Genomic DNA, 22,291 nt, shown 5'->3' with positions numbered 1-22,291 from the left:
CTGCCTTTTGTATGGCGCGTTATACAAAATCGCTGTTCCCAGGACGTTCTCCCCATATATCGACGAGACAGAGAGAATATACTTCGAGGGGGTCTGCAAATTGAAAACAGAACGTGTAGGGGGAAGGCTAAAACGTCTCTATAGAAGAAATACTTTATTGATAAAAATCTTATCATCCTATTTAGTTATTGTTATCGTGCTATTATCCGTTTTTTCCTTTGTCATCTTTCGTACCTACAGCAATAAAAGTATAGAGCAAGTTAGCCAAACCTCTGAAAATTTTATATCGCAATCTTATTATATTGCAGATCTAATGCTCATAAATGTTTATTATAACTTTTATCATTTATTTAATGATAGTCTGGATAGTGATCTTAATTACGGTTTGTATGCTGATAAAATAGATGCATTTGCCGATCAAGATGTATTAAAGAAATTAAGGCAATATGTGAAGTCAAATCCGCTTATTCGCTCCATTTATATTTATAATTCAAAGGCTGACAGGGTAATATTCAATATATCTGAGGTTGGAGAAGGGATTCAGTCGACAACTGATTTTTTGGATCAAGATATAATCCATATTCTGAGGAATTCAAAACGTAACGTTTCTGATGAATATTTCACAAGAAAAGTGGATTATGTAATAAATAATAAAAATATAAGCGAAAATTTCTTGACCTTGGTTCTTGCAAACTCTTCAAATAATGGTGAAGTTGAATCGTCGTTAGTCATTAATTTAAATGAAAGAATCCTACAGCAGATGGTTACCAGTGGAAGTGCCGGAGATCTTAATCAAGTATTGATCATGTATAAAGACGGTAATGTATTATCTCATGATGACACTTCTATGATCAATAAAAATCTTGCCAATGAAAGCTATGCGAAACAAATCATGCAGTCTAACAATGAAAAAGGCAGTTTTATAACGAAGATTAATGATAAGGAATCACTTGTCAGTTATGTGAAAGCAAAGCATTTAGGCTTGATATTTATAGGCATTGGCGAATATAGCAAGCTATTATCGTCGGCATATTCTATGCAAAAGACATTATTGATTGTAACGATTATTTTCATACTTGCAGGGATCATTTTAGCTGTATTTTTTACATCAAGTATCTATAATCCCTTTAGAAAATTGCTTCATAAATACAGACTGGATTCAACCAGATTGTTGAATGACAAGAAGAAGACATTTTTAGGGAAATTAGTTGATGGGGAAATGGACAAAAAAATCTACGACAAAGATTATATGATGGAATGCGGGATAAGTTTTGACGATCCATTCTTTTTGACCCTTGTACTTAAAATGGATGCACTTGAAAATGTTCTTTCAGGTAAATGGTCGAAAGACGTAAGATTAGTGAAATTTGCAATTCTTAACATTGCAATTGAATTCTTTAGGGAAAAACGATTTAAGGTAGAGGGTATTGATAACGGACATGATTATGTAAGTATTATTTTAAATGTAAAGAATAGAAGTGACGAGATTGTGAGTAAACTAATCGATACGACAACGGAAATACAAGATAAAGTAGACAAATATCTGAAGATATCGGTATCTGCGGGTATAGGTGATATTGTAGAAGGAGTTGAGGGGGTAAACAAATCCTTCCAGAATGCGCTGGCAGCTTCGAATTACCGAATCATATTCGGTAGAAAAGCAGTCATAGAATTTAGCGATATAGCTGAACGAAATCATAATGATCTCCATGAATATCCTTATGATATTGAGAAGAAAATGATCGAAGCCATAAAAGAGCGCAATTTAAGAAAAATTGACACAAGCCTTAATGAGTTTTTTGAAAGGCTTGCTTTATCTAGTGCGGATGAAATACAAATAACGGTGTTGCAGTTAGCCGTGTTGCTTACAAGGACACTAAGCGGTTTAGCCAAGACTAGTATTGAGAATGGAGAATACAGCATAAAGGTGCTTGTTTCTGAGATCCAGACTTGCGAAACGTTGGAGGAAATAAAAACGTATCTCTATTCACTCTGTTCCAAATTTGTAGAGACAAAAGGCAATGATTCTAAAGAAAATGTAAAAACCCTTATTGCGAATAAAATTAAAGATTATGTCGGAAAGCATTATGGCAGTATGAATATATCAACGGATACAGTAGCAAAGCATGTAGAGCTGTCTCCTAATTATGTCAGGTCTATATTTAAAGAGATAACGGGTATATCGTTGTCGGATTATATTACACAATGCAGGATGTCAGAAGCGCAGAGACTTCTAATTGAAACGGATGATCCTGTCAGCAGGATTGCTGAATTGGTTGGCTATCCAGAGAATAGCAAGCACTTCTTTACCGTATTTAAAAAACACTTTGGCAGAACCCCGGAGAATTATAGAATGAGTGTCCTTGATAATGGGAGTCAAAGCAAGCAAAGTTCGAATGGGTAAAGTGTAAGAGATAAAGAGCCGACAGCGGAATTGACTTGTTGAAGCAGTCATCTAAGCTGTCGGTTTTTTATCCTGTAAACCGCTGAGTTCAAATGGCATCGGGATCCGTTGCAGTGTGTTTTTGAACAGGTTCAAAAACCATCAAATCGGCAGTTTGATTAAACGAGAACTTGAACACTCATAAATGGGGTATTAAAGTCAAAAGAGAAAGGGCTTTCAGTGTTACCACGACGAGAGCCGAGAAATATATTTAGGTAAAAAGGGGAGAAAGAAAATGAACAAAAAGTTTTTAGTAACCCTGCTTGCTGTAATGATGCTTGCTACATTATTTGTTGGATGCAGCAGCAAGCAAACAAGCGAGCCAGCAGAAAGCACTGCGCCTAACAACAATGCGACAGAAGGTACTGAACCCGCAACAAAGAAGGATCCGGTAACGCTTAATATTCGTTTCTTCGGGAATGAGAACGGGCATTATCGCGATGTCGATCCGGCTTTTAGAGAGTTTGAGAAACGGACGCAGGATACGCTTAATACGAAATTGAATGTGGTATGGACACCGGCTGCCGACTATATGACAAAACATCAATTATGGATGACATCGGGAGAAGACATCGACCTCTTTATCCCGTGGGATTTGGCTAAATTCGCCAAAGACGGTGTATTGGCAGATTTAGGCGAATACTTTAACAATCCCAAATATCCCGGACTTCAAAAGGCTTTCTCAGAAGAGTATATCAATGATAATAAGATCTTTGGCAAAACCTATGCTATTCCGGTTACAAACTCTTTCATGGATATGGAAGGTGTATGGTACAGAAAAGATTTGTTAAAGAAGTATGGAATGAACGATATCAGCAGTTATGACGATTTGTACAACTACCTTGAAAAAGTGAAAGAAAACGAAAAAGACATGGTCCCGTTTGGGAACTATGGAAATACGGCTTTCTTCAAACTATTTACCGATATCAATGCACAACAGCTGGAGGGGAAAGTATTTCCATTTACCGGCCAAGGTAATCCGAAGAAAAATTTCGTTTACGTTCAAATCGCCGATGATGGGAAATCCGTTGCAGGTGTGGCAGCTTATGGCGATCCGGCATCCGAATGGGCAAACTTTCATCCCGAATACGGTCTGAATTATCTGATGAACCAGTTTAATCAAGCGAAGCGATTTAACCAATTTATTCCGGCAGATACCTTGACAAACACGACTGGAACAGGAAAGTCAGCCGCTGCCGGATACGGTACAATAAATGGTTTCAAGGGAATTGAAGCCGGAGAAAAGGCAAAAGATCCGAATGCGGAGATTGGTTTCTGGCCGATCTTCAAGAACAATCAGGAAATGGCGCCTGGGACGCAATCTACAGATGGCAAGGCATGGAATTTCATGGCTATACCTGCTTCTTCCAAAAAAATTGACAGAACCATGGAATTCCTGGATTGGGTTTTCTCCAGCCAGGAGAACAATGACTTATTCACTTACGGTATCGAAGGTAAAAACTGGGAAGCTGTGGGGGATAAGGAGTGGAAGATTCCGGATGGAGTCGATCCGGCTAAAAATTACTCGTTCCCTGGTTACCAGTTGACCTGGAATCCGACATTAACCAGAATTCCTGCGGGATTGCCGGAGCAGATCCGACAATATTATGAATATCAATTTAAGCCGGATACGTATCAGAAGCATGTATTGGCAGGATTTACATTTGATCCGGAGCCTGTAAAAAATGAAATGGCCAAATGCAACACCGTTATGGATAAGTATCTTCCATTCTTATTGTCCGGTTTTGGCGAAGTTGAAGATAATTTGGCGAAGATGAATAAGGATTTGAAGGATTCAGGTGTAGATAAGATTAAAGAGGAATTGAAGAATCAAATTAATACCTTCCTCGCTCAAAAATAAAATTTAAGTAAAATCAGGAACATCTATAGATTTAGGCAAATCAAATCTATAGATGTTTCTAACCTAGATAGATGCCGGCTATGCGAATCTTATATAATCAAACAAATTTGAAAACGCTTTAATTTCCTAGCAACATGAAAGGGTGATTACAGATGAAACAGAAGGGAAGAAGAGTGTTATCCCTTGTTACAGCCATTGTAATGATAGCACAGATGCTTCTAATCGCTTTGCCGGTAACCGTTAAGGCGGAAACAACATCGATTTTTACAGATTATCTGCCGGAGATTACTCCAGTAACCGATGAAGCCGGATTTACTCATCCCGGTGTCGGACTGACCAAGGAGCTTCTTGCAAACCTTAGATCGAAGGTCAGAGCAGGAGCGCAGCCTTGGACGTACTATTTTAATACCATGCTGCTCCCGGCTGCTGAAGCTTCGAAGACGGTTACGTCAAGCAACAGCGGCGATGGCAAGACGCCAAGCGCTGATTATTTCGACAGTCAGGGTATTCAAGGAAGGTTTATTGCAGATAGCATAAAGGCATATGCACAGGCGGTTATGTATTATGTGACCGGCGATGAAGTATACCGTGCCAATGCAATGATGATTATCCGTATTTGGGAACAGATGGATCCTGCGAAATACAAGTACTATTCAGATGCTCATATTCACGCAGGAATACCTCTTAACCGAATGCTCATGGCAGCGGAGATCATGAGGTATACAAGCACGCAAACAGAATCACTGGCTTGGACAGATCAAGATACAGCTAAATTAACCAATAATCTTATCATTCCGATAACGGAAACATTGCTGCATAGCCAACACCATTTTATGAACCAGCATAATTATCCGCTCATTGGAGCTATATCCGGGTACATCTTTACCGGCAACCGCGAGCGATACAATGAGGCTATTGAATGGTTTACCGTTAACCGTACAGCTAATGACCAAGGCTTCAACGGATCGATTAAGGCGCTGTTCCGGTGGGTAACGGAGGAACAAAAGCCGGGAACGATAGTCGGGGAAGGAACGCCGGTAGAACCTCACGTTCAGCATATGGAGATGGGCAGGGACCAAGCACATGGTGGCGGCGATTTAACCAACGCGGCCATCATTACCCGGTTGATTCACGCCCAGGGAACCAAAGTAGACCCGGTAGCCGGAACCCCGTCTACTGCGGACAATGCAGTCGATATCATGGAGTTCCTGAATCATCGACTTTTGGCGGCAGCCGACTATTTTTGGCAGTTCATGCTCGGTTATGATACGCCATGGACACCGCAGGCATACGCCATTACCGGCGGCGACCCTGATAACATTGGTATGGGTGGATATATAAGAGATACTTATAATACAATTGCACATGGTTACTGGGGAAGGTTTTCAACTGCTAACTTCTGGGATTTTTATTCCTACTATACGTATGTAAAACATGAAGATGTGTCCCAAATTGCACCGTATTATTATGAAGCCTTTACCAAGAAACTCCCGTCAACTCCCGATGGCTGGCGCAATAAGGATGCAGGCAATGACTTCTGGCTCTATTTGCCTCAAGAGGCTGAGGCTGATGCGGCAAAATTTATTCCTCAGGATCAAACAAACGGAAAAACTCTGCATCTGGAAGACCGGTACACGAATCTTGACAACAATTCGGCTACTATGCAAGAGGGCGATACCCGATTCATCCGATTTAATGCAACGCAAGAAGGAAGTCAAATAGCTGTTCTCAGCTTTGCAGGCGCTGCCGGTTCGGGACCCTTCGGATTCAAGATTCGAACCAATGGCGTAGCCACTTTTGATTGGAACGGTTCGATCTTCACCCTTCCCGATACAAAGGGGGAGTGGAAATATGTAGTGCTGGCCGGGGGCTTTGGCGATATGGTCTTTATGACGGTTAAAGGTACCAACGGTGTTACCGTCGATATAGACTCCGTTGATGCGGCGGCAGATACGAATCTGACACCGCCGGTATTCAAAGCTGGAAGCTCGGATTTGAAGATCTATACCTATGTAGGAGCGACCGTGAATGTAGATTTGTCTGCTACGGATGCAAGCAGCACGGATGTAATTGCGTATGAGCTCCAGAATAATTCCCAAGGGCTTCCGATCGATGCCCATACAGGCGCATTTTCCTGGCATCCTACAGAGGCGGGGAATTATTCCGTTATCGTTGCGGCTACGGACGGCACTGCCGTTTCGGCCAAAAATGTCAACATTATCGTAAGCAGCGACCGTGCTTCCGCAGTACAAGCTATCACTTCGTCCTATAATCAAAACCAAGTTTACGTGGAAGCAACGCTTAACCATTTCCACACGATTCATAACGATACGTTGAGTCTGATTAACACAGCGTCCGAAGTGGATTTCGATAAGCAATTGCAAGCGCTAAGGGCTGCAGTCGATGGTCTGGCATTAGTGACGCCTTTGACTGATTTCGGTATGCCTTGGTCCAAGGTTGTAGCATGGTCCACCTTTGGTAAAGATGCCATTTATGTAAATGATGGTGATTGGGAAAGCGGCGCTTGGTTTGGTCTGGCGCAGGGGTCGCCGCCGCATTTGTATCATTTGCTGGATTTCGGTCCCGATTATAAGGTTTCAGTTACGAAGTTTGGGTTCAAGAGCAATATCTTCGTAGATCGTCTCGCCAACTCCACGGTATACGGATCCAATGATAAGGTGAACTGGACACGTCTGACACCGGGAGTCACCCAGTATACGCAAGCTTATCATACCCTTGATGCGGATCCTGCCTACCAAAATGAGAAATACCGTTATATCAAATTGGAAATGATCAAACCGCTGCCCGATGTTCTTCGCGGGAATGTGGTTAATCTCCTGGAAATGCGCGATTTTGACATCTATGGAACGCGTCATGAAATCGGCAACAAGCTTCAATCGGTTTCCTTAAGTTCGGATCAGGCTCTTAACGGCAGGGTTGCATTAGGCCATACAATTAAAGTATCCATCAAGGCCAAAGAAGCGATCCAAGACGTAAAGGTCAACATTCAAGGTCAGGATGCCACGGTCAGTACGACCGACCATATCAACTGGACGGCTACGGCAATTTTGACCGGCCAAGATCAAATCGGCGATGTGAAAGTTAGTGTCGATTATACCAAACAGAACGGAACGAACGGAGATACCCTATATGGCACAACCGATGGTTCCAAGCTGTTCGCTGCCGATGATTCGGATTTGATTACGAATGCGGCCAGCCTCGCCAATTTGATTGGTTATAGCGCGGCAGATACTTTAAAACAAGCGAGTTATCTATTTGACAACAATTCAAGTACGGCTTCCGAGTTCCGGTTGAACGGCTCTGGAGCGGGAAGCTACATGACCTTTGACTTCAGGGAAGGCAATCAAGCGACGCTTTCGAATGTAGAGCTGCTTGCAAGACAAGATCAAGTTGCTCGACTAGGCGGTACAGTGGTTCAGGGCTCCAACGATAATACGACGTGGACGACTCTCACCAAAGCAGCGGCATCTACTGCGGATTGGCAGATGTTGAAGGTTAGCGATACGAAAGGGTACCGTTATATCCGGATTTACAATGCGAATACGTGGTACGGCAATATGGCGGAAGTAAGACTCCATGGCGCTGTGAAGTCCCTGAGCCAGATCGCGTCGTCTTCGATCAGTTCGGCTCAGAGCGTCAAAAATAGGATTGTTCCGGGCAACACGGTCAAATTGGCCTTCACATCCAAAGAAGCGATCCATAACGTCAATGTCACGATTCAAGGCTTGGCCGCGACGGTTACTTCTACTGACCATATCAACTGGACAGCAGAAGCGACCTTGAATCAAGGCACAGCAACAGGCACAGTAAATTTCGCCATTACTTACAACCAGCAGGATGGAGCGGTCGGATTCCCTATTCACAGTACTACAGATAACTCGACACTGTTCCTTGTTGATGAGTCTGATTTGATTGGCAATGTAACAAGTATCGCCAATTTAATTGACTCTACTTCAGGAAGAACTGCAGCAACGACCCTGCAACAGGTGAATTATCTGTTTGACAACAATGCAAATTCGAGTTCCGACTTCCGTATTGGAAGCAACAACTCCGGCTCCGGAAGCTATATCACCTTTGACTTTAAGGAAGGCAATCAAGTTACGCTTTCGAATGTGGAACTGCTAGCAAGACAAGATCAAGTTGCTCGAATAAACGGTGCAGTGGTTCAGGGCTCCAACGATAATACGACCTGGACGACACTCACGAATGCAGCAGTTTCTACACCGGATTGGCAGACGTTGCCGGTCAGCGGTAATGTCCCGTATCGTTATATCCGAATTTACAATGGCAATGCGTGGTTTGGCAATATGGCCGAGGTGAGATTCCATGGAAAATATGAATCGCTGATCAGAATCCAATCGGCTTCGATCAGTTCGCCTCAAAGTATTGTGAACAGGATCGTGCACGGCAACACAGTAAAACTAGCGATTGTAGCCAAAGATCCAATTAAAGACGTAAAAGTCGCGATTCAAGGCCAGGACGCAGTTGTATCTTCGACTGACAATATCAACTGGACGGCTACGGCGACCTTAAATCAAGGAGTGGAAGCAGGCCCTGTTAAATTCAACATTAATTACAATAAACAAGATGGAACGGAAGGTTATCCGGCTACTCAAACAACAGACAACACTTCTCTTTACGTTGTAGATGAGTCGGATGTGATTAAAAATGTCACCAGCATCGCAAATTTGATTGATTCCACTTCAGGAAGAACTGCCGCGCAAACCTTGCAGCAGGTGAATTACTTGTTTGACAGCAATGTTGGCACGGGTTCCGACTTCCGTATTGGCAACAACTCCGGAGCGGGAAGCTACATTATCTTTGAATTTAAAGCAGGCAATCAAGCTACGCTTTCGAGTGTAGAATTGCTCGGAAGAACTTTGTATGACAGAATTCGCGGGGCAGTAGTCCAAGGCTCTAATGATAATACGACATGGACGACTCTCACCACTCCGGCGGTATCTACACCGAATTGGCAAACCTTTGAAGTAAGCAGTAAAGTTCCTTATCGTTATATTAAAATTTATAATGCAAACACTTGGTATGGGAATATGGCAGAAGTCAGATTCCATGGGGTCGTGAAACCGGCAGACGTGACGCCTCCGGTCACAACGGATGATGCTCCTCAGGGTTCGGTTGTCATAGGTACAACGATAAACCTCAATGCCGCAGATAACAGCTCAGGTGTTGCGGCAACTTATTACACCGTTGACGGCGGCACGCAGCAAGAAGGTAATACGGTTACGTTAACCACCGATGGAGAGCATACGATCGTTTATTGGAGCGTGGACTGGGCAGGCAATGAGGAGCAGCGCCATACTCTTACTGTAAACATCGACGATACGACTTCGCCTGATGCGGCCGGTTTGTATGCAGATATTACAGCGCCGACCAACCAAGATGTCTCAGTGACGATCTACTATCCGCTTGACGCGGCGGTGAAGGAGTACAAAGTGGGCGATAACGGTGAATGGACCGTTTACACTGCTCCTGTAACGGTATCCGACAACACAACGGTGTATGCAAGAAGTGCGGATGCCGCAGGCAACATCTCCGAAGTTGCGAGCTACACGGTCAGCAACATCTATAAGACAGCACCTTCGGACGCTATTTTCACAGCTGACATGACAGACCCGACCAGCGGCAATGTTACCTTGACGATCAGCTACCCGGACAACGCGACGGTCAAGGAGTACAAAATTGGCGAGAACGGCACATGGACAGCGTACGAATCACCTGTCACCGTATCCGACAATGTTATTGTGTATGCACAGAGTAAGGACTTTGTGGGCAATGTATCGAATGTGATCAGCTATACGGTCAGCAATATCGACAGGACGCCGCCTGCGGACGCCGTATTGTCCACCGATATTACAGCGCCGACGAACCAGGATGTAACCGTAACGGTCACTTATCCGGTCGATGCTGCAGTGAAGGAGTATAAGGTTGGCGAGACCGGCGTTTGGACCGCTTACGGCGCTCCTGTAGCGATCTCCGAAAACAGTACGGTGTATGCAAGAAGTACGGATGCTGCGGGCAATGTCTCAAACATCACCCAATATGCGGTTGGCAATATCGACCGTATGCCGCCTGCTGATGCAATCTTGGCTGTAGATACCGAAGCTCTGACCAATCAAGGTGTAACCGTAACGATCACCTATCCGGACGATGCGGTGGTGAAAGAGTATAAAGTTGGCGATAGCGGCCAGTGGGAAGCTTATACGGAGCCCGTTGTTGTTCAGGAGAATGATACGGTATACGCAAGAGGAACGGACGCTGTAGGCAATGTATCGAATGTAACCAGCACGGTTGTAGGCAACATTTGGAACAATGCACCTGTCACCACGGCAGCGTTAAGCCCTGCCCAGCCTACCGGCAAGAACAGCTGGTACACTACGGATGTTACCGTAAGCTTATCGGTATCCGCCGATCCAGCCGGGGGAGCTGTAATAACGGAGTATCAGGTCAATGACGGCGAGTGGATGGTATACACCGGTTCCATTCCTTCCTTTGGTGATGGAGTTTATAAGCTCAGCTACCGCAGTAAGGATGCAGCCGGCAATGTAGAACAGCTCAAAACGATTGAGTTCAAAGTGGATAAGACAGCCCCTGCATTATCCGTCCAGTTGGACAAGACGATGATCTGGCCGCCGAATCATAAGATGGTACCGATCAATGCCACTTTGCTTTCGAGCGACGACGGTTCAGGGATCGAATCGGTGGTGTTGACCTCCATCACGAGCAATCTGCCGGATAGCGGCAGAGGCGGCGACATTCAGGCCGATTTCGGCACAGCCGCCACTTCATTCAGCGTACGTGCGGAAAGAGGAAGCATCTACACCATCACGTACACAGTTACCGACAAAGCGGGCAACAAAACGGTAGTAACGGCAACCGTAACGGTGACTCATGATCAATCAGGCAAGCATTAATTAGAACTTATTTTATCGGAGGAGAAGCAGGATACATGTCTGCTTCTCTTTTTTTGCGCTTGGCAGCGGGTGGGAGTAAGTTCAAAAAGCATCGGGATACGTTGCCGTGTGTTTTTGAACAGGTTCAAAAACCATCAAACCGGTATTTTGACGAAACGAGAACTTGAACACTCATAAGCTTGGTATTAAAGTCATAAGGGCAAGGCCTGCAATCGTTGCATAAAGGAGAATGATAAATGTGAGTGTAGCTTTGAGCAATAATAAAGCAGACAGTGTCGTGATGAAGAAGAAAAAAAAGAGCTTCCTATCAGATGTGAAACAAAATTTCTATTTGTACCTATTGGTTTTACCAGGTGTTTTATTTTTTGTGATTTTCTCATACCTGCCGATGGTAGGAATCATCGTAGCTTTTCAAGACTTTAATGTGATGAAAGGACTTTTTAAAAGTGAATTTGTGGGTCTGAAAAATTTCGAGTATTTCTTCTCCTCAAAGGATTGGCTGGTCGTAACCTGGAACACCGTGTATTTAAACATCTTGTTTCTTTTTACCGGGTTGTTTTTTGCGATCCTGATTGCCATTGTTTTATCAGAAATCAGATCCAAGCGTTATAAGAAAGTGACACAATCTGTTGTCATTCTGCCGCATTTTATTTCCTGGACATTAGTGTCGATGTTTGTTTTTGCATTATTGTCGACGGATGTAGGATTTATTAATGCCATTTTAAAAACGTTTGGTTTCATTCAAGAAGGACAGGAAATCAGTTTTTATTCCAATCCGGATTTATGGGTCGGCATACTGGTTGTTTTAAAAATATGGAAAGATGCGGGTTTCGGCTCCGTGATCTATTTGGCTGCTATAGCAGGCATGGACCAGAGTATGTATGAAGCTGCCAAAATTGACGGAGCCAGCCGGTTGCAGTGTATTACAAAGATTACCGTGCCGCAGCTTAGATCAACAGCTGTTCTTTTGACCTTATTTGGCATCGGAGGCATATTCCACGGGGATCTGGGAATGATTTATGCGATTGTAGGCGACAACCCTAATTTGTATCACACGACCGATGTCATTGACACTTATGTATTCCGAATGCTCAGGCAAATGAATGAAATAAGCATGACTGCTGCAATCGGATTTTATCAATCCCTTGTAGGTTTAGTCATCGTATTTGTAGCGAATTATTTTGCCAGGAAATATGATTCGGATTCTGCCATTTTTTAAAGGAAGGAGATTGAAAATGAAAAGCAGCGTGGAGAATAAAGCAATAGATACATTTTCTTATGTTTTCATGGCCATATTTTCAATATTTTGCATTGTGCCTTTTATCCTTATTATATCAAGCTCCCTGTCAGGCGAAAAAGCTGTACAATTGACCGGTTTTTCTCTTATTCCAAAAGATTTCTCGTTATTTGCTTACGAGGTCATATTTCAGGATAACACCATATTCACCGCTTACAAGACAACGATCATTTTCACGGTTGTGGGTACATTCCTTTGCCTGATCCTTACCAGCGCTATGGCTTATGCCCTTTCCGTCAAAACGTTTACTCACAGAAACAAATTTGCTTTTTTCGTCTTTTTTACGATGCTGTTTAACGGAGGTTTGATACCTTCGTATCTTCTTATCTCCAAATATTTAGGTTTAAGCGATAATATCCTGGTTTATATTGTACCGGCGTTGATTAATCCGTTTAATATGTTTCTGTTAAGAAATTTCTTCAATCAAATACCGGATTCGCTCGCGGAGTCCGCCAAAATAGATGGAGCGAATGACATCTATATTTTATTTAAAATCATCCTTCCATTGGCAAAACCTGCACTGGCAACAATCGGATTGTTTTATGGACTCGGTTTCTGGAACAAATGGTTTGAAGCCACCCTATATATTAACGATAAAGATCTGTACTCCTTGCAATATCTGATCATGAAGGTATTGAGAGAAGTGGACTTTATGTATCAAATGGATTATATGCAAGGAGCTGTGGTTAACTATGTTGCCCCAAAAAATACGGTCAAAATGGCTACAGCCGTAGTCACTACAGGTCCTATTATATTTGTTTATCCATTTGTGCAAAAGTACTTTGTTAAGGGATTAGTAGTTGGAGCTGTAAAGGGCTAAACCCGCAAAAAGCGGTTTAGTATAGATGATTGAATAATAAAAGGGAGGAAGTAACATGAACAAAAAGTTTTCTGTTGTACTGCTTGCTGTAACGATGCTTGCTACTTTATTCGTTGGATGCAGCAGCCAGGCGCCAAACAAGCCGGCTGAAAGCACTGCGCCTACCAGCAATGCGACAGAAGGTACTGAACCCGCAACACAGAAGGATCCGGTTACGCTTAATATTCGTTTCTTCGGGAATGAAAACGGTCATTATCGCGATGTCGATCCGGCCTTTAGGGAGTTTGAGAAACGGACGAAGGATACACTTAATACGACCTTGAATGTTACATTCACACCGGTTGCCGACTATGGAACAAAACATCAATTATGGATGACATCGGGAGAAGACGTCGACCTTTTTGTCCCGTGGGAATTGAATAAATTTGCCAAAGACGGCGTATTGGCAGATTTAAGCGAATACTTTAATAACCCCAAATATCCTGGACTTCAAAAGGCTTTCTCAGAAGAGTATATCAATGATAATAAGATCTTTGGCAAAACCTATGCTATTCCGGTTACTAACTCTTTCATGGACATGGAAGGTGTATGGTACAGAAAAGATTTGTTAAAGAAGTATGGAATGGATGAGATCGGCAGCTATGACGATTTGTATAACTTCCTTGAAAAAGTGAAAGAAAACGAAAAAGACATGATCCCGTTTGGAAATTATGGAAATATGGCTTTCTTCAAACTATTTACCGATATCAATGCCCAACAGCTGGAGGGGAAAGTATTTCCATTTACCGGAATCGGAAATCCGAAGAGAAACTTCGTTTACGTTCAAATTGCCGATGACGGAAAATCCGTTGCGGGTGTGGCAGCTTATGGCGATCCGGCATCCGAATGGGCAAACTTTCATCCCGAATACGGTCTAAAGTATCTGATGAACCAGTTTAATCAAGCGAAGCGATTTAACAAATTTATACCGGCAGATACCTTGACAAACACGACTGGAACAGGGAAGCCAGAAGCTGCAGGATACATTACTTTAGGTAGTTTCAAGGGGAAAGAAGCCGAGCAAAAGGCAAAAGATCCGAATTCGGAAATCGGTTTCTGGCCGATCATGAAGAACAATCAGGAAATGGCGCCTGGAACGCAATCTACGGATGGCAAGGCGTGGAACTTCATAGCAATACCTGCCAATTCTAAGAAAATTGACAGAACCATGGAATTCCTGGATTGGATTTTCTCCAGCCAGGAGAACAATGACTTATTTACGTACGGTATCGAAGGTAAAAACTGGGAGGCTGTAGGAGATAAGGAGTGGAAGATTCCGGATGGAGTCGATCCGGCTAAAAATTACGCGTTCCCTGGTTACCAGTTGACCTGGAATCCGACATTGATCAGAATTCCTGCAGGATTGCCGGAGCAGCTTCAACAATATTATGCATATCAATATAAGCCGGATACGTATCAGAAGCATGTATTGGCAGGATTTACATTTGATCAAGAGCCTGTAAAAAATGAATTTGCCAAAGTCAACACCGTTATGGACAAGTATCTTCCATTCTTATTATCCGGTTTTGGCGATGTTGAAGAGAATTTGGCGAATATGAATAAGGATTTGAAGGCTTCAGGTGTAGAAAAAATTAAAGAAGAATTGAAGAATCAAATCAACGCATTCCTTGCTCAAAAGAATTAAAATATCGGAATTTACATCACGATAAATTAGGAACATCTAGAGATTTAGCTAAATCAAATCTTTAGGTGTTCCTAATGTACTTTTATCCGAAAGGGGGTGAGACAATTCGAGCTTATACGAAGCAAGATTGGGACAAGAAGCAACAGTAAAAAATTTATTTAAGGAGAGGACATTACCTATGGTTTTGCAGAACAAGAAAGCAGCCTGGGCGGCGCGTGCCCTGGCCGTCTGTCTGGCGGCAGTCATGCTATTGCAATTGCTCGTTCCCGTGACGAACAATCGTGTATACGCTGCTAATGAAGATACGCAACCTGAACCCGCACAGTCTGAACCTGCTAAAGGTATTTTGGACAAAATCGATTTCGGTAATGCTGATTCCGAAAGCGCTCACAATTTCAGAGGCGAATTTACGAGCGTGATCACCGGCTTTTTAGGGGAAGATGCCAGAGTATCTGAGCCGCGTATGCCTGCTTCAGAAACTGGAGGTTTTTTAACCTTTTCCATGAAAGTGGACCCGTATTTGCAAAATTACTTTACGGCGAAGTTTGCAGGAAATGAGACGATGCCTTCTCGAGCACAAATTGTGATCAATGGCGAACAGATCGGGTATTTCAAAGGGGGAGATTATTCACCTCTGTTAGGCGGCGAACGAGCACCGAATCAATTTATATACAGCACCATTGTGCTACCTCTGGAGTCAACGAGAGGGAAGGAAATCGTTGAAATCACAATCAATACAACGATTCCATGGGGGAAGGTAGAACAACCGTCAAGGGGGTACTATACCGGTTACACCCATACCCAGGCTTATATTGATGTAGAAGATGAAGTGCAAGGGTATAAATTTAAAGAAGGTCAGGGACCGGAGACCGTACTGAAATCCGGTGATTCCTTTGAGGAAATTGAAGCAAAGATTGCACAGTTAAACCAAGAACCCATTACCACCTTTATGAATCATTATAACCATCTTGGCAATAATCCGAACAACACGTTAAATATCGCGAAATACACAAATGCTCTTCGGTATTATGCCATGGTCTTGAAAGATGACATATCTCCCATGAAAACCCCGGAAGCGAAACGTGAAGCGTTAATGCGTATGTTTCAAGCCATTGACGTTCATACGAAAAACTATTATGGAAATACAAGACTGGTGCTTCGCGGAGGACACCAGGGGGATTGGGGCGGCTTTTATGGCGAATTAGGCGAGGCGTTGTATCTTGCGGAAAACCTGATCTTTGACGAAGAAGTGTTAGGGGAAGAAGCTTACAATGCCTTTCTGGATCAACCCTTTGCTACAGGAACGGTTGAAGGAGAATTTTCTCTTGCCAGCGCAGGGTGGAACGGTGAACCATTAACCCGAAGAATGGCTTGGGAACGGGTGTTGAAAGCGAATTTTGATTTCGCCCGTTCCAGACAATCGTATATTACGAATCAGGTGTTCTATACGTACGAAGGCGCATGGAAAGCTCATGAAGGGCTCAGGATGGTAGGGTCGGAATTCTATGAAGGGAAAGAGCGCAGTCATCAAATTTTATATGAAATATTTGGAATAAGACCCTGGTTGGGAGAAGAAGTACTGGTAGGTCCTAATGGGGAAGAACTAGATCTCTATCATTCTTTGTTTGCTCATGATGGTTCAGCTGTCTTTACCGATGATTATGTACATATTGTCGGCAAAGGGCTTGCAAAAAGCAAATTGGATGAAGATGGTCATGTTGTACGACGCAAGCCTTATGGAGATCAGCATACAAATTTCACCCAAGGCGGATTGGGAAGAGAAAATCACTATGTAGGTATTTATGGGGAAGTAGCCAATTATATTTTGGAATACTTCTATCGAACCTTGGATCAGCCTGGGGATGAAGAAGTCAATGATGAACTTCTGAAACAAGCTCTTAACAGCTTTTATGGTCGATTATGGACTCGAATTCAAGACCTGGATGATGAGGGCAAAAGACTTATCGCGATGAATGCTCCTATAGATGCTCGAAATGGGGGAATGCCTTCCAGAACTCCTGCTTATGGCGCCAGAATGCTCGGATATGGCACGTCCTATGCTTATTTGGAAAAATATATGGCGGATCATGAAGAACGCTATAGCGGTCCGGAATGGGAGAAGTATTGGGACTATGCCAGATATACGGTAGGGGCCGTACAGCAGATGAAGATGGATAATCGCTTACTGGGCGATTTGAATTCGAGGGATTTCAATCTGCGTGAAACCTATGACTATATTTTCAACACCCGGAAGGACTATGCAAAATTTAATGATGTTAAGGCCGGGGTTGTCCTTCCTCAGACCGATTTTGATTATTATACAGAACAAGAGATTGCCGCATTAGGTGTGAATCCGGAGGACTATGAACAGTTTGCATGGATCGATGTAGATAATAATTTCATCTCCATGCGAGATGGGGACTTTAGAATGTTCGGGTCGCTATCGAAGAATAACGCGGCATTTCCGGGAACTGGAAATCTTCATATTGTCACACCTGAGTATGTGCGACTAGTGCAGATCGCTCACAATAATCAATTGCAATATGAAGATTACTACATCAGATCGCATGATATGGATGTCTATTTCCAGCGAGGAGAACCGCCAGTCAAAGGATTCGCGCCTCAAGCCCTGGCAGGTGAAATATTGCCCATTGCGTATCAGCCAGGGGTTGGTACAGTAGTCCGGGACAATTTTGAAGTCGATCATCCCTATTCAACTTTGACGGATTTAATGGCTGCAAGATATGGGGAGTATTTCATCCTCACGAATACCACTCGTGCTGAATACGGAAATGAACGTTCCTTTGAGGTGGAGCTGCCTTCCGATTATACAGGAAATGAGATCTTCGATTTTGTATCTAAAACAACTATTCCGGTACTCAATGGCAAAGTAACCATTGGACCTGAAAGAGGAATGATTCTCAAATTATCAAACAAATTTGATCCGGCTCCAAAACCAAATCATGTTGATTTTGCCAAAGCGGTTGAAGGAAATGGTAGTGTAGATGTTATATGGAAAACGACTGCCGGAGGAAAAACGTATACCATCAAACGTTCTGAAACCGAACAGGGTCCGTATGCCGTGATTGCAGAAGGGTTAACGGGCAATCACTATAAAGATACCGATGTGGTGGGCGGGAAAGAATATTACTATAAAGTGGCAGCCGTGAATGAACATGGATCAGGTTGGGAGTCATGGCGCGCAAAAGCTGACCTGAGCGATGGCTCATCCAAAAATCTGGCTTCTCCATGGCAGCAGGATTTAATAGGCACCACCCAAGGCAGCGCAACGGTTAGCGGCGATGGGATTACCATTCAGAATGTGGATGGAAAAGGTCTCGGAGTAGGGGACGATTTTAATATCTATAAAAGGAATATTAATGACTCCTTCCACTTTGTCCATCAGACAGCCGTTGGAAACAGCTCGATCAGTGCCAGGATCGATCAGAATAGCGGCGCTCTCAGCGGTATTATGTTAAGGGAAGAGCTTTCTGAAAATTCCCGTTATCTGTATTTTGGCGCGGATGACCAAGGGAACCTGGTATTGCAAGATCGTAATCGAGTATCCTTTGTGGTATGGAATGGCGGTAAACCTGTAAGTCCGTTCAATCATGGACTTAAAGGTTATCATGTCAATGATTATCCTTATATCAAGCTGTTGTGGCATCATAACTCACAGATCGCCCATGCTTTTGTATCGAAAGATGGAGTCGATTGGGAATATGTCGCGAAGACGGAAAGTTTATTCCCATATGCTTATTATACGGGACTCGTATCGACTCTAGAGGCAGCATTCAGCGAAGTAACCGTATCGGCTATGCCGAGAGAGAGTGTGATTCCGTTTGTCGAAAAAGATAAAGATCAAATCACTTTGCATTGGACGAAACCGAAGCAAGCCTCCTGGTTCAACGTATACCGCACCTATGATGAAGCGGCGAGCTTAACCGATCCGGTATTCAAGGCAGGCACGACCGAGCTGGAAGACGGCTCCCCCTGGGAGGAGGTTCTCACAGGTACAAGAGCGAAGCCATTCCAGGACGTCTTACGGTATGGCAGTGCGCATTACAAGGTGCTGGCCGTTCATGACGACGGCTCCCCGCAGCCGTTCTCGGCCACTGTTTCCGTTGATGCGGAACCGATTTCGACGGTGCTGGAGGATGCGGAGAGCATGCCGGCCTACGACTATACAAAGGCGAGCTTCTACCTGTACCATAAGGAATTGGATCGTATTAAAGCGGAGATGATGAAGCCTGAATTTGACGAGGCGCAGCTGATTGACGACATCTACGATGCGAAGAAGCTGCTCGTTTCGGTTCGGACTTTGCTGACAAAGATTCAGATGCAACCATCGATGGCCAGGGCCTCTGAGAAGTTTTGGCAGAATGATAACATCTCCGAAGAACAGAACGCATGGTATTTATTTGATGGAAATCCCGATACAATTGCCCACACCAGGTCTAAAGAGAGCTGGGTTGACGTGGACTTTGGCGCAGGAAACGAAAAAGTGGTGGATACGTTCCGCTACCTGCCAAGAAGAACGCATGTGGGCCGTGTCAACGGCACCGTCTTTAAGGGCTCGAATGACGGAGTGAATTGGACCGATCTGTACAAGATTCCGAATGCGTCGATTTATGAGTGGTATTCCGGCCTTAATCCGGACAAGACGCCATATCGTTATATCCGCATCTATGACGATCATAATGGCTTCGTAAACTTTGAAGAAATCGAGTTTCTAGAGATCGGCATTGACAAGACGCTGCTGGAGCATTTGCTGGCTAATGCGGCTGAAATTGTAGCCGAATATTACACAACCGAAAGCTTCGATGCTTTCCAAGCGGCGCGTACGAATGCCGAGTCGGTGGCAGGTAATGCCGATACGGCCCAGGAGGAGATCGATGCGGCCGCGGCGAGCCTGCTGGAAGCGCTCGAAGGGCTGGAGTTTATCGAAGGGCTGCCGGTGCTTGCTCCGATCGGCGACAAACTCGTCATTGCAGAGCAGCAACTGACATTTACTGTTAAAGAAATGAACGGCATCGAAGGTGTCGAATATGGAGCGGCCGATCTGCCTGAAGGAGCTTCCTTCAACGCGGAAACGCGCACATTCGCGTGGACGCCGGCCAAAGAACAGGGCGGCGTTCATCCAGTGACCTTTACCGTCAAATCCGGAGAACTGTCTACTACCAGAACCGTTAAGATTGCGGTGAAAGGATTACCGGTAATCACTGCTGAACCGGTTGTTGAAGTGACTGCGAAGATGCCGCTCGCCTATCAGGTGCAGGCATCCGAACCTTCGGGCGCGAAACTGACGTACAATGCGGAGAATCTGCCTGCGGGCGCATCCTTCGACGCAGCGACCGGCGTGCTCTCCTGGACGCCGGGACAGGCCGATTACGGCAGCCACCCGGTGATCTTTACGGTCAGCAATGGTAGCTTCGAGGCCAGCCAAACCGTAGATTTCAATGTTAAGCTGAATGTGATTCCGCCTAAAGGGTATACGCAGGGCAGCCACTACCTGTACATGAAGGAAGTGACGCGGATCGAAGCGGAATTGGCGAAGCCGGAAGCAGACAAGGAGCAGCTTGCTGCCGAGCTTGCACAGGCGGAAGCTTCGCTAAATCAAGTGCCGTTGTCGCTATATTCATTCGAGGGCAACGGGGAGAATACATTCGGCAAACATGACGGAACGGCTCATGGAAACGTTGGTTACTCCGAGGGCAAGACTGGTCAGGCTGTCAACTTGAATGGTACGGACAGCTACATGACATTGCCGGCGGAACACGCCCTATCCGGTTACAGTGAAATCACCTTGGCAACTTGGGTTAATTGGAGAGGCGGCGGCAACTGGCAACGAATATTCGACTTCGGTAACAACACGAATCAGTATATGTTCCTTTCGCCAAGCTCCGGCAACAATACGCTGCGATTCGCGGCCAAGAATGGCGGCGGCGAACAGATCGTTCAAACCTCGAAGCTTGCAAGCAACCAATGGGTGCATGTGGCGGTTACGCTTGGGAGCAAAACGGCGAAGCTTTATGTGAACGGCGAATTAAAGGCAACGAATACCAATTTCACGATCAAGCCGAGCGATTTCAAGCCGGGCGCAAATTACATCGGCAAGAGCCAGTTTAACGATCCGTTGTTCAACGGCATGATCGACGAGTTCCGCGTCTACAATTACGTCCTGAGCGCGGACGAGGTCAAAGCCGCCATGAATAACACAGCGAACTGGATTGACAAAACGTTAATTCCGATCCTGCTTGATGAAGCAGCGAAGGTCAATGCCGAGCTCTACACAGAGGAGAGCGTACAAGTGCTTCAAGCGGAAGTATCGAATGCACAATCGGTCTACAATAATGCAGCTGCAACCCAGGCCGAGATCGATGCGGCAATCGCGAGTCTGTTTGAGGCTCTCAAAGGGCTGCAGTGGAAGGATGTAACGGCATCCGTAGATCCGGCAGCTCCAAACGGCAAGAACGGCTGGTATAATTCCCCTGTCACGATCACGCTGTCTCCTGCGGCAATCGCAGAATACAGCCTGGACGGCGGGGTCACTTGGGCAGAGTATAACGAGTCTGTCACCCTGGACCGAGAGGGAACGAATAAGGTTATGTACCGCCGTTCCGTCGAACCGGAAGAGGCGCAAACGCTGGAGATCAAGATCGACCGCAGCGTTCCTGTCGTTCAGATAACGGGCGAGGCGTCGTACACGATCGACCAAATGGTGACCATTACATGCAGCGCAACCGATGTTGTCTCGAGCGTATACGGTGCGCCGTGTGCGGAACCGCTGGTGCAAGCGAAGGCATATACGCTGCCGGCGGATGAGAATACGGCAACGGTCACGGCGGAGGACATGGCGGGTAATCAAACGACAGCTTCCCATACGTTTACGGTGAAGGTTACGTTTGACAGCTTGAAGTCCGTGACGAACACCTTTATGCAAATGACCGGCTATAAGGGTTGGGGAACTGTTGCTAAGTCGTACAATCAAAAGCTCGATCAGGCCAAAGCTGCAGCCGCCAGCGGCAAAACCGACGCGGCGAAGAGCATGATGGCCGACTATATCAAACAGGTAACGGACCAAACCGGGAAATATTTCACGCAAGAGCAAGCGGATATTCTGATCCGCTGGGCTCAGATCGTGATCTAGCTCAAACGAAATTTCTCGGGTGTCATCTGGCGAAAGCATGACCAGAGGCCCCAATCTCGATTTTGAGGTTAGGGGCCTCTCAT

General features: G+C 44.8%; 7 protein-coding genes. All 7 read left to right on the top strand.

The genetic code is table 11. The annotated features are described in order from the left end of the window. Positions 1 to 100: 100 nt before the first annotated feature. Positions 101 to 2,404 (top strand): helix-turn-helix domain-containing protein, encoded by a 2,304-nt coding sequence (locus tag KP806_RS08455; protein ID WP_224723152.1) that lies wholly within the window; start codon positions 101 to 103, stop codon positions 2,402 to 2,404. Positions 2,405 to 2,678: 274 nt separating this feature from the next. Beyond that, positions 2,679 to 4,304 (top strand): DUF3502 domain-containing protein, encoded by a 1,626-nt coding sequence (locus KP806_RS08450; protein WP_224723151.1) that lies wholly within the window; start codon positions 2,679 to 2,681, stop codon positions 4,302 to 4,304. A gap of 152 nt (positions 4,305 to 4,456) precedes the next feature. Next, the gene (locus KP806_RS08445) at positions 4,457 to 11,257 is read left to right on the top strand and encodes an OmpL47-type beta-barrel domain-containing protein (protein ID WP_224723150.1); all 6,801 of its coding nucleotides are present in this window, start codon (positions 4,457 to 4,459) and stop codon (positions 11,255 to 11,257) included. A 238-nt stretch (positions 11,258 to 11,495) separates the two neighbouring features. Continuing rightward, entirely contained in the window at positions 11,496 to 12,476 is a 981-nt protein-coding gene (locus KP806_RS08440) for an ABC transporter permease (protein WP_224723149.1), read from the top strand. Between the two features lie 16 nt (positions 12,477 to 12,492). Then, positions 12,493 to 13,374 (top strand): carbohydrate ABC transporter permease, encoded by an 882-nt coding sequence (locus tag KP806_RS08435; RefSeq protein ID WP_224723148.1) that lies wholly within the window; start codon positions 12,493 to 12,495, stop codon positions 13,372 to 13,374. Between the two features lie 55 nt (positions 13,375 to 13,429). Further along, on the top strand, positions 13,430 to 15,058 hold the full coding sequence (locus KP806_RS08430; RefSeq protein ID WP_224723147.1) for an ABC transporter substrate-binding protein: 1,629 nt from the start codon (positions 13,430 to 13,432) through the stop codon (positions 15,056 to 15,058). A 178-nt stretch (positions 15,059 to 15,236) separates the two neighbouring features. Continuing rightward, positions 15,237 to 22,208 carry a LamG-like jellyroll fold domain-containing protein gene (locus tag KP806_RS08425; protein WP_224723146.1) on the top strand — a complete coding sequence of 2,324 codons (6,972 nt, stop codon included), beginning with the start codon at positions 15,237 to 15,239 and terminating at the stop codon, positions 22,206 to 22,208. The last annotated feature ends 83 nt before the right edge of the window (positions 22,209 to 22,291 follow it).

This window comes from Paenibacillus vietnamensis (genome assembly GCF_020169515.1).
GTDB lineage: Bacteria > Bacillota > Bacilli > Paenibacillales > Paenibacillaceae > Pristimantibacillus > Pristimantibacillus vietnamensis.
The sequence above is the reverse complement of the archived record's forward strand: the minus strand, read 5'-3'. Positions and strand labels throughout refer to the sequence as shown.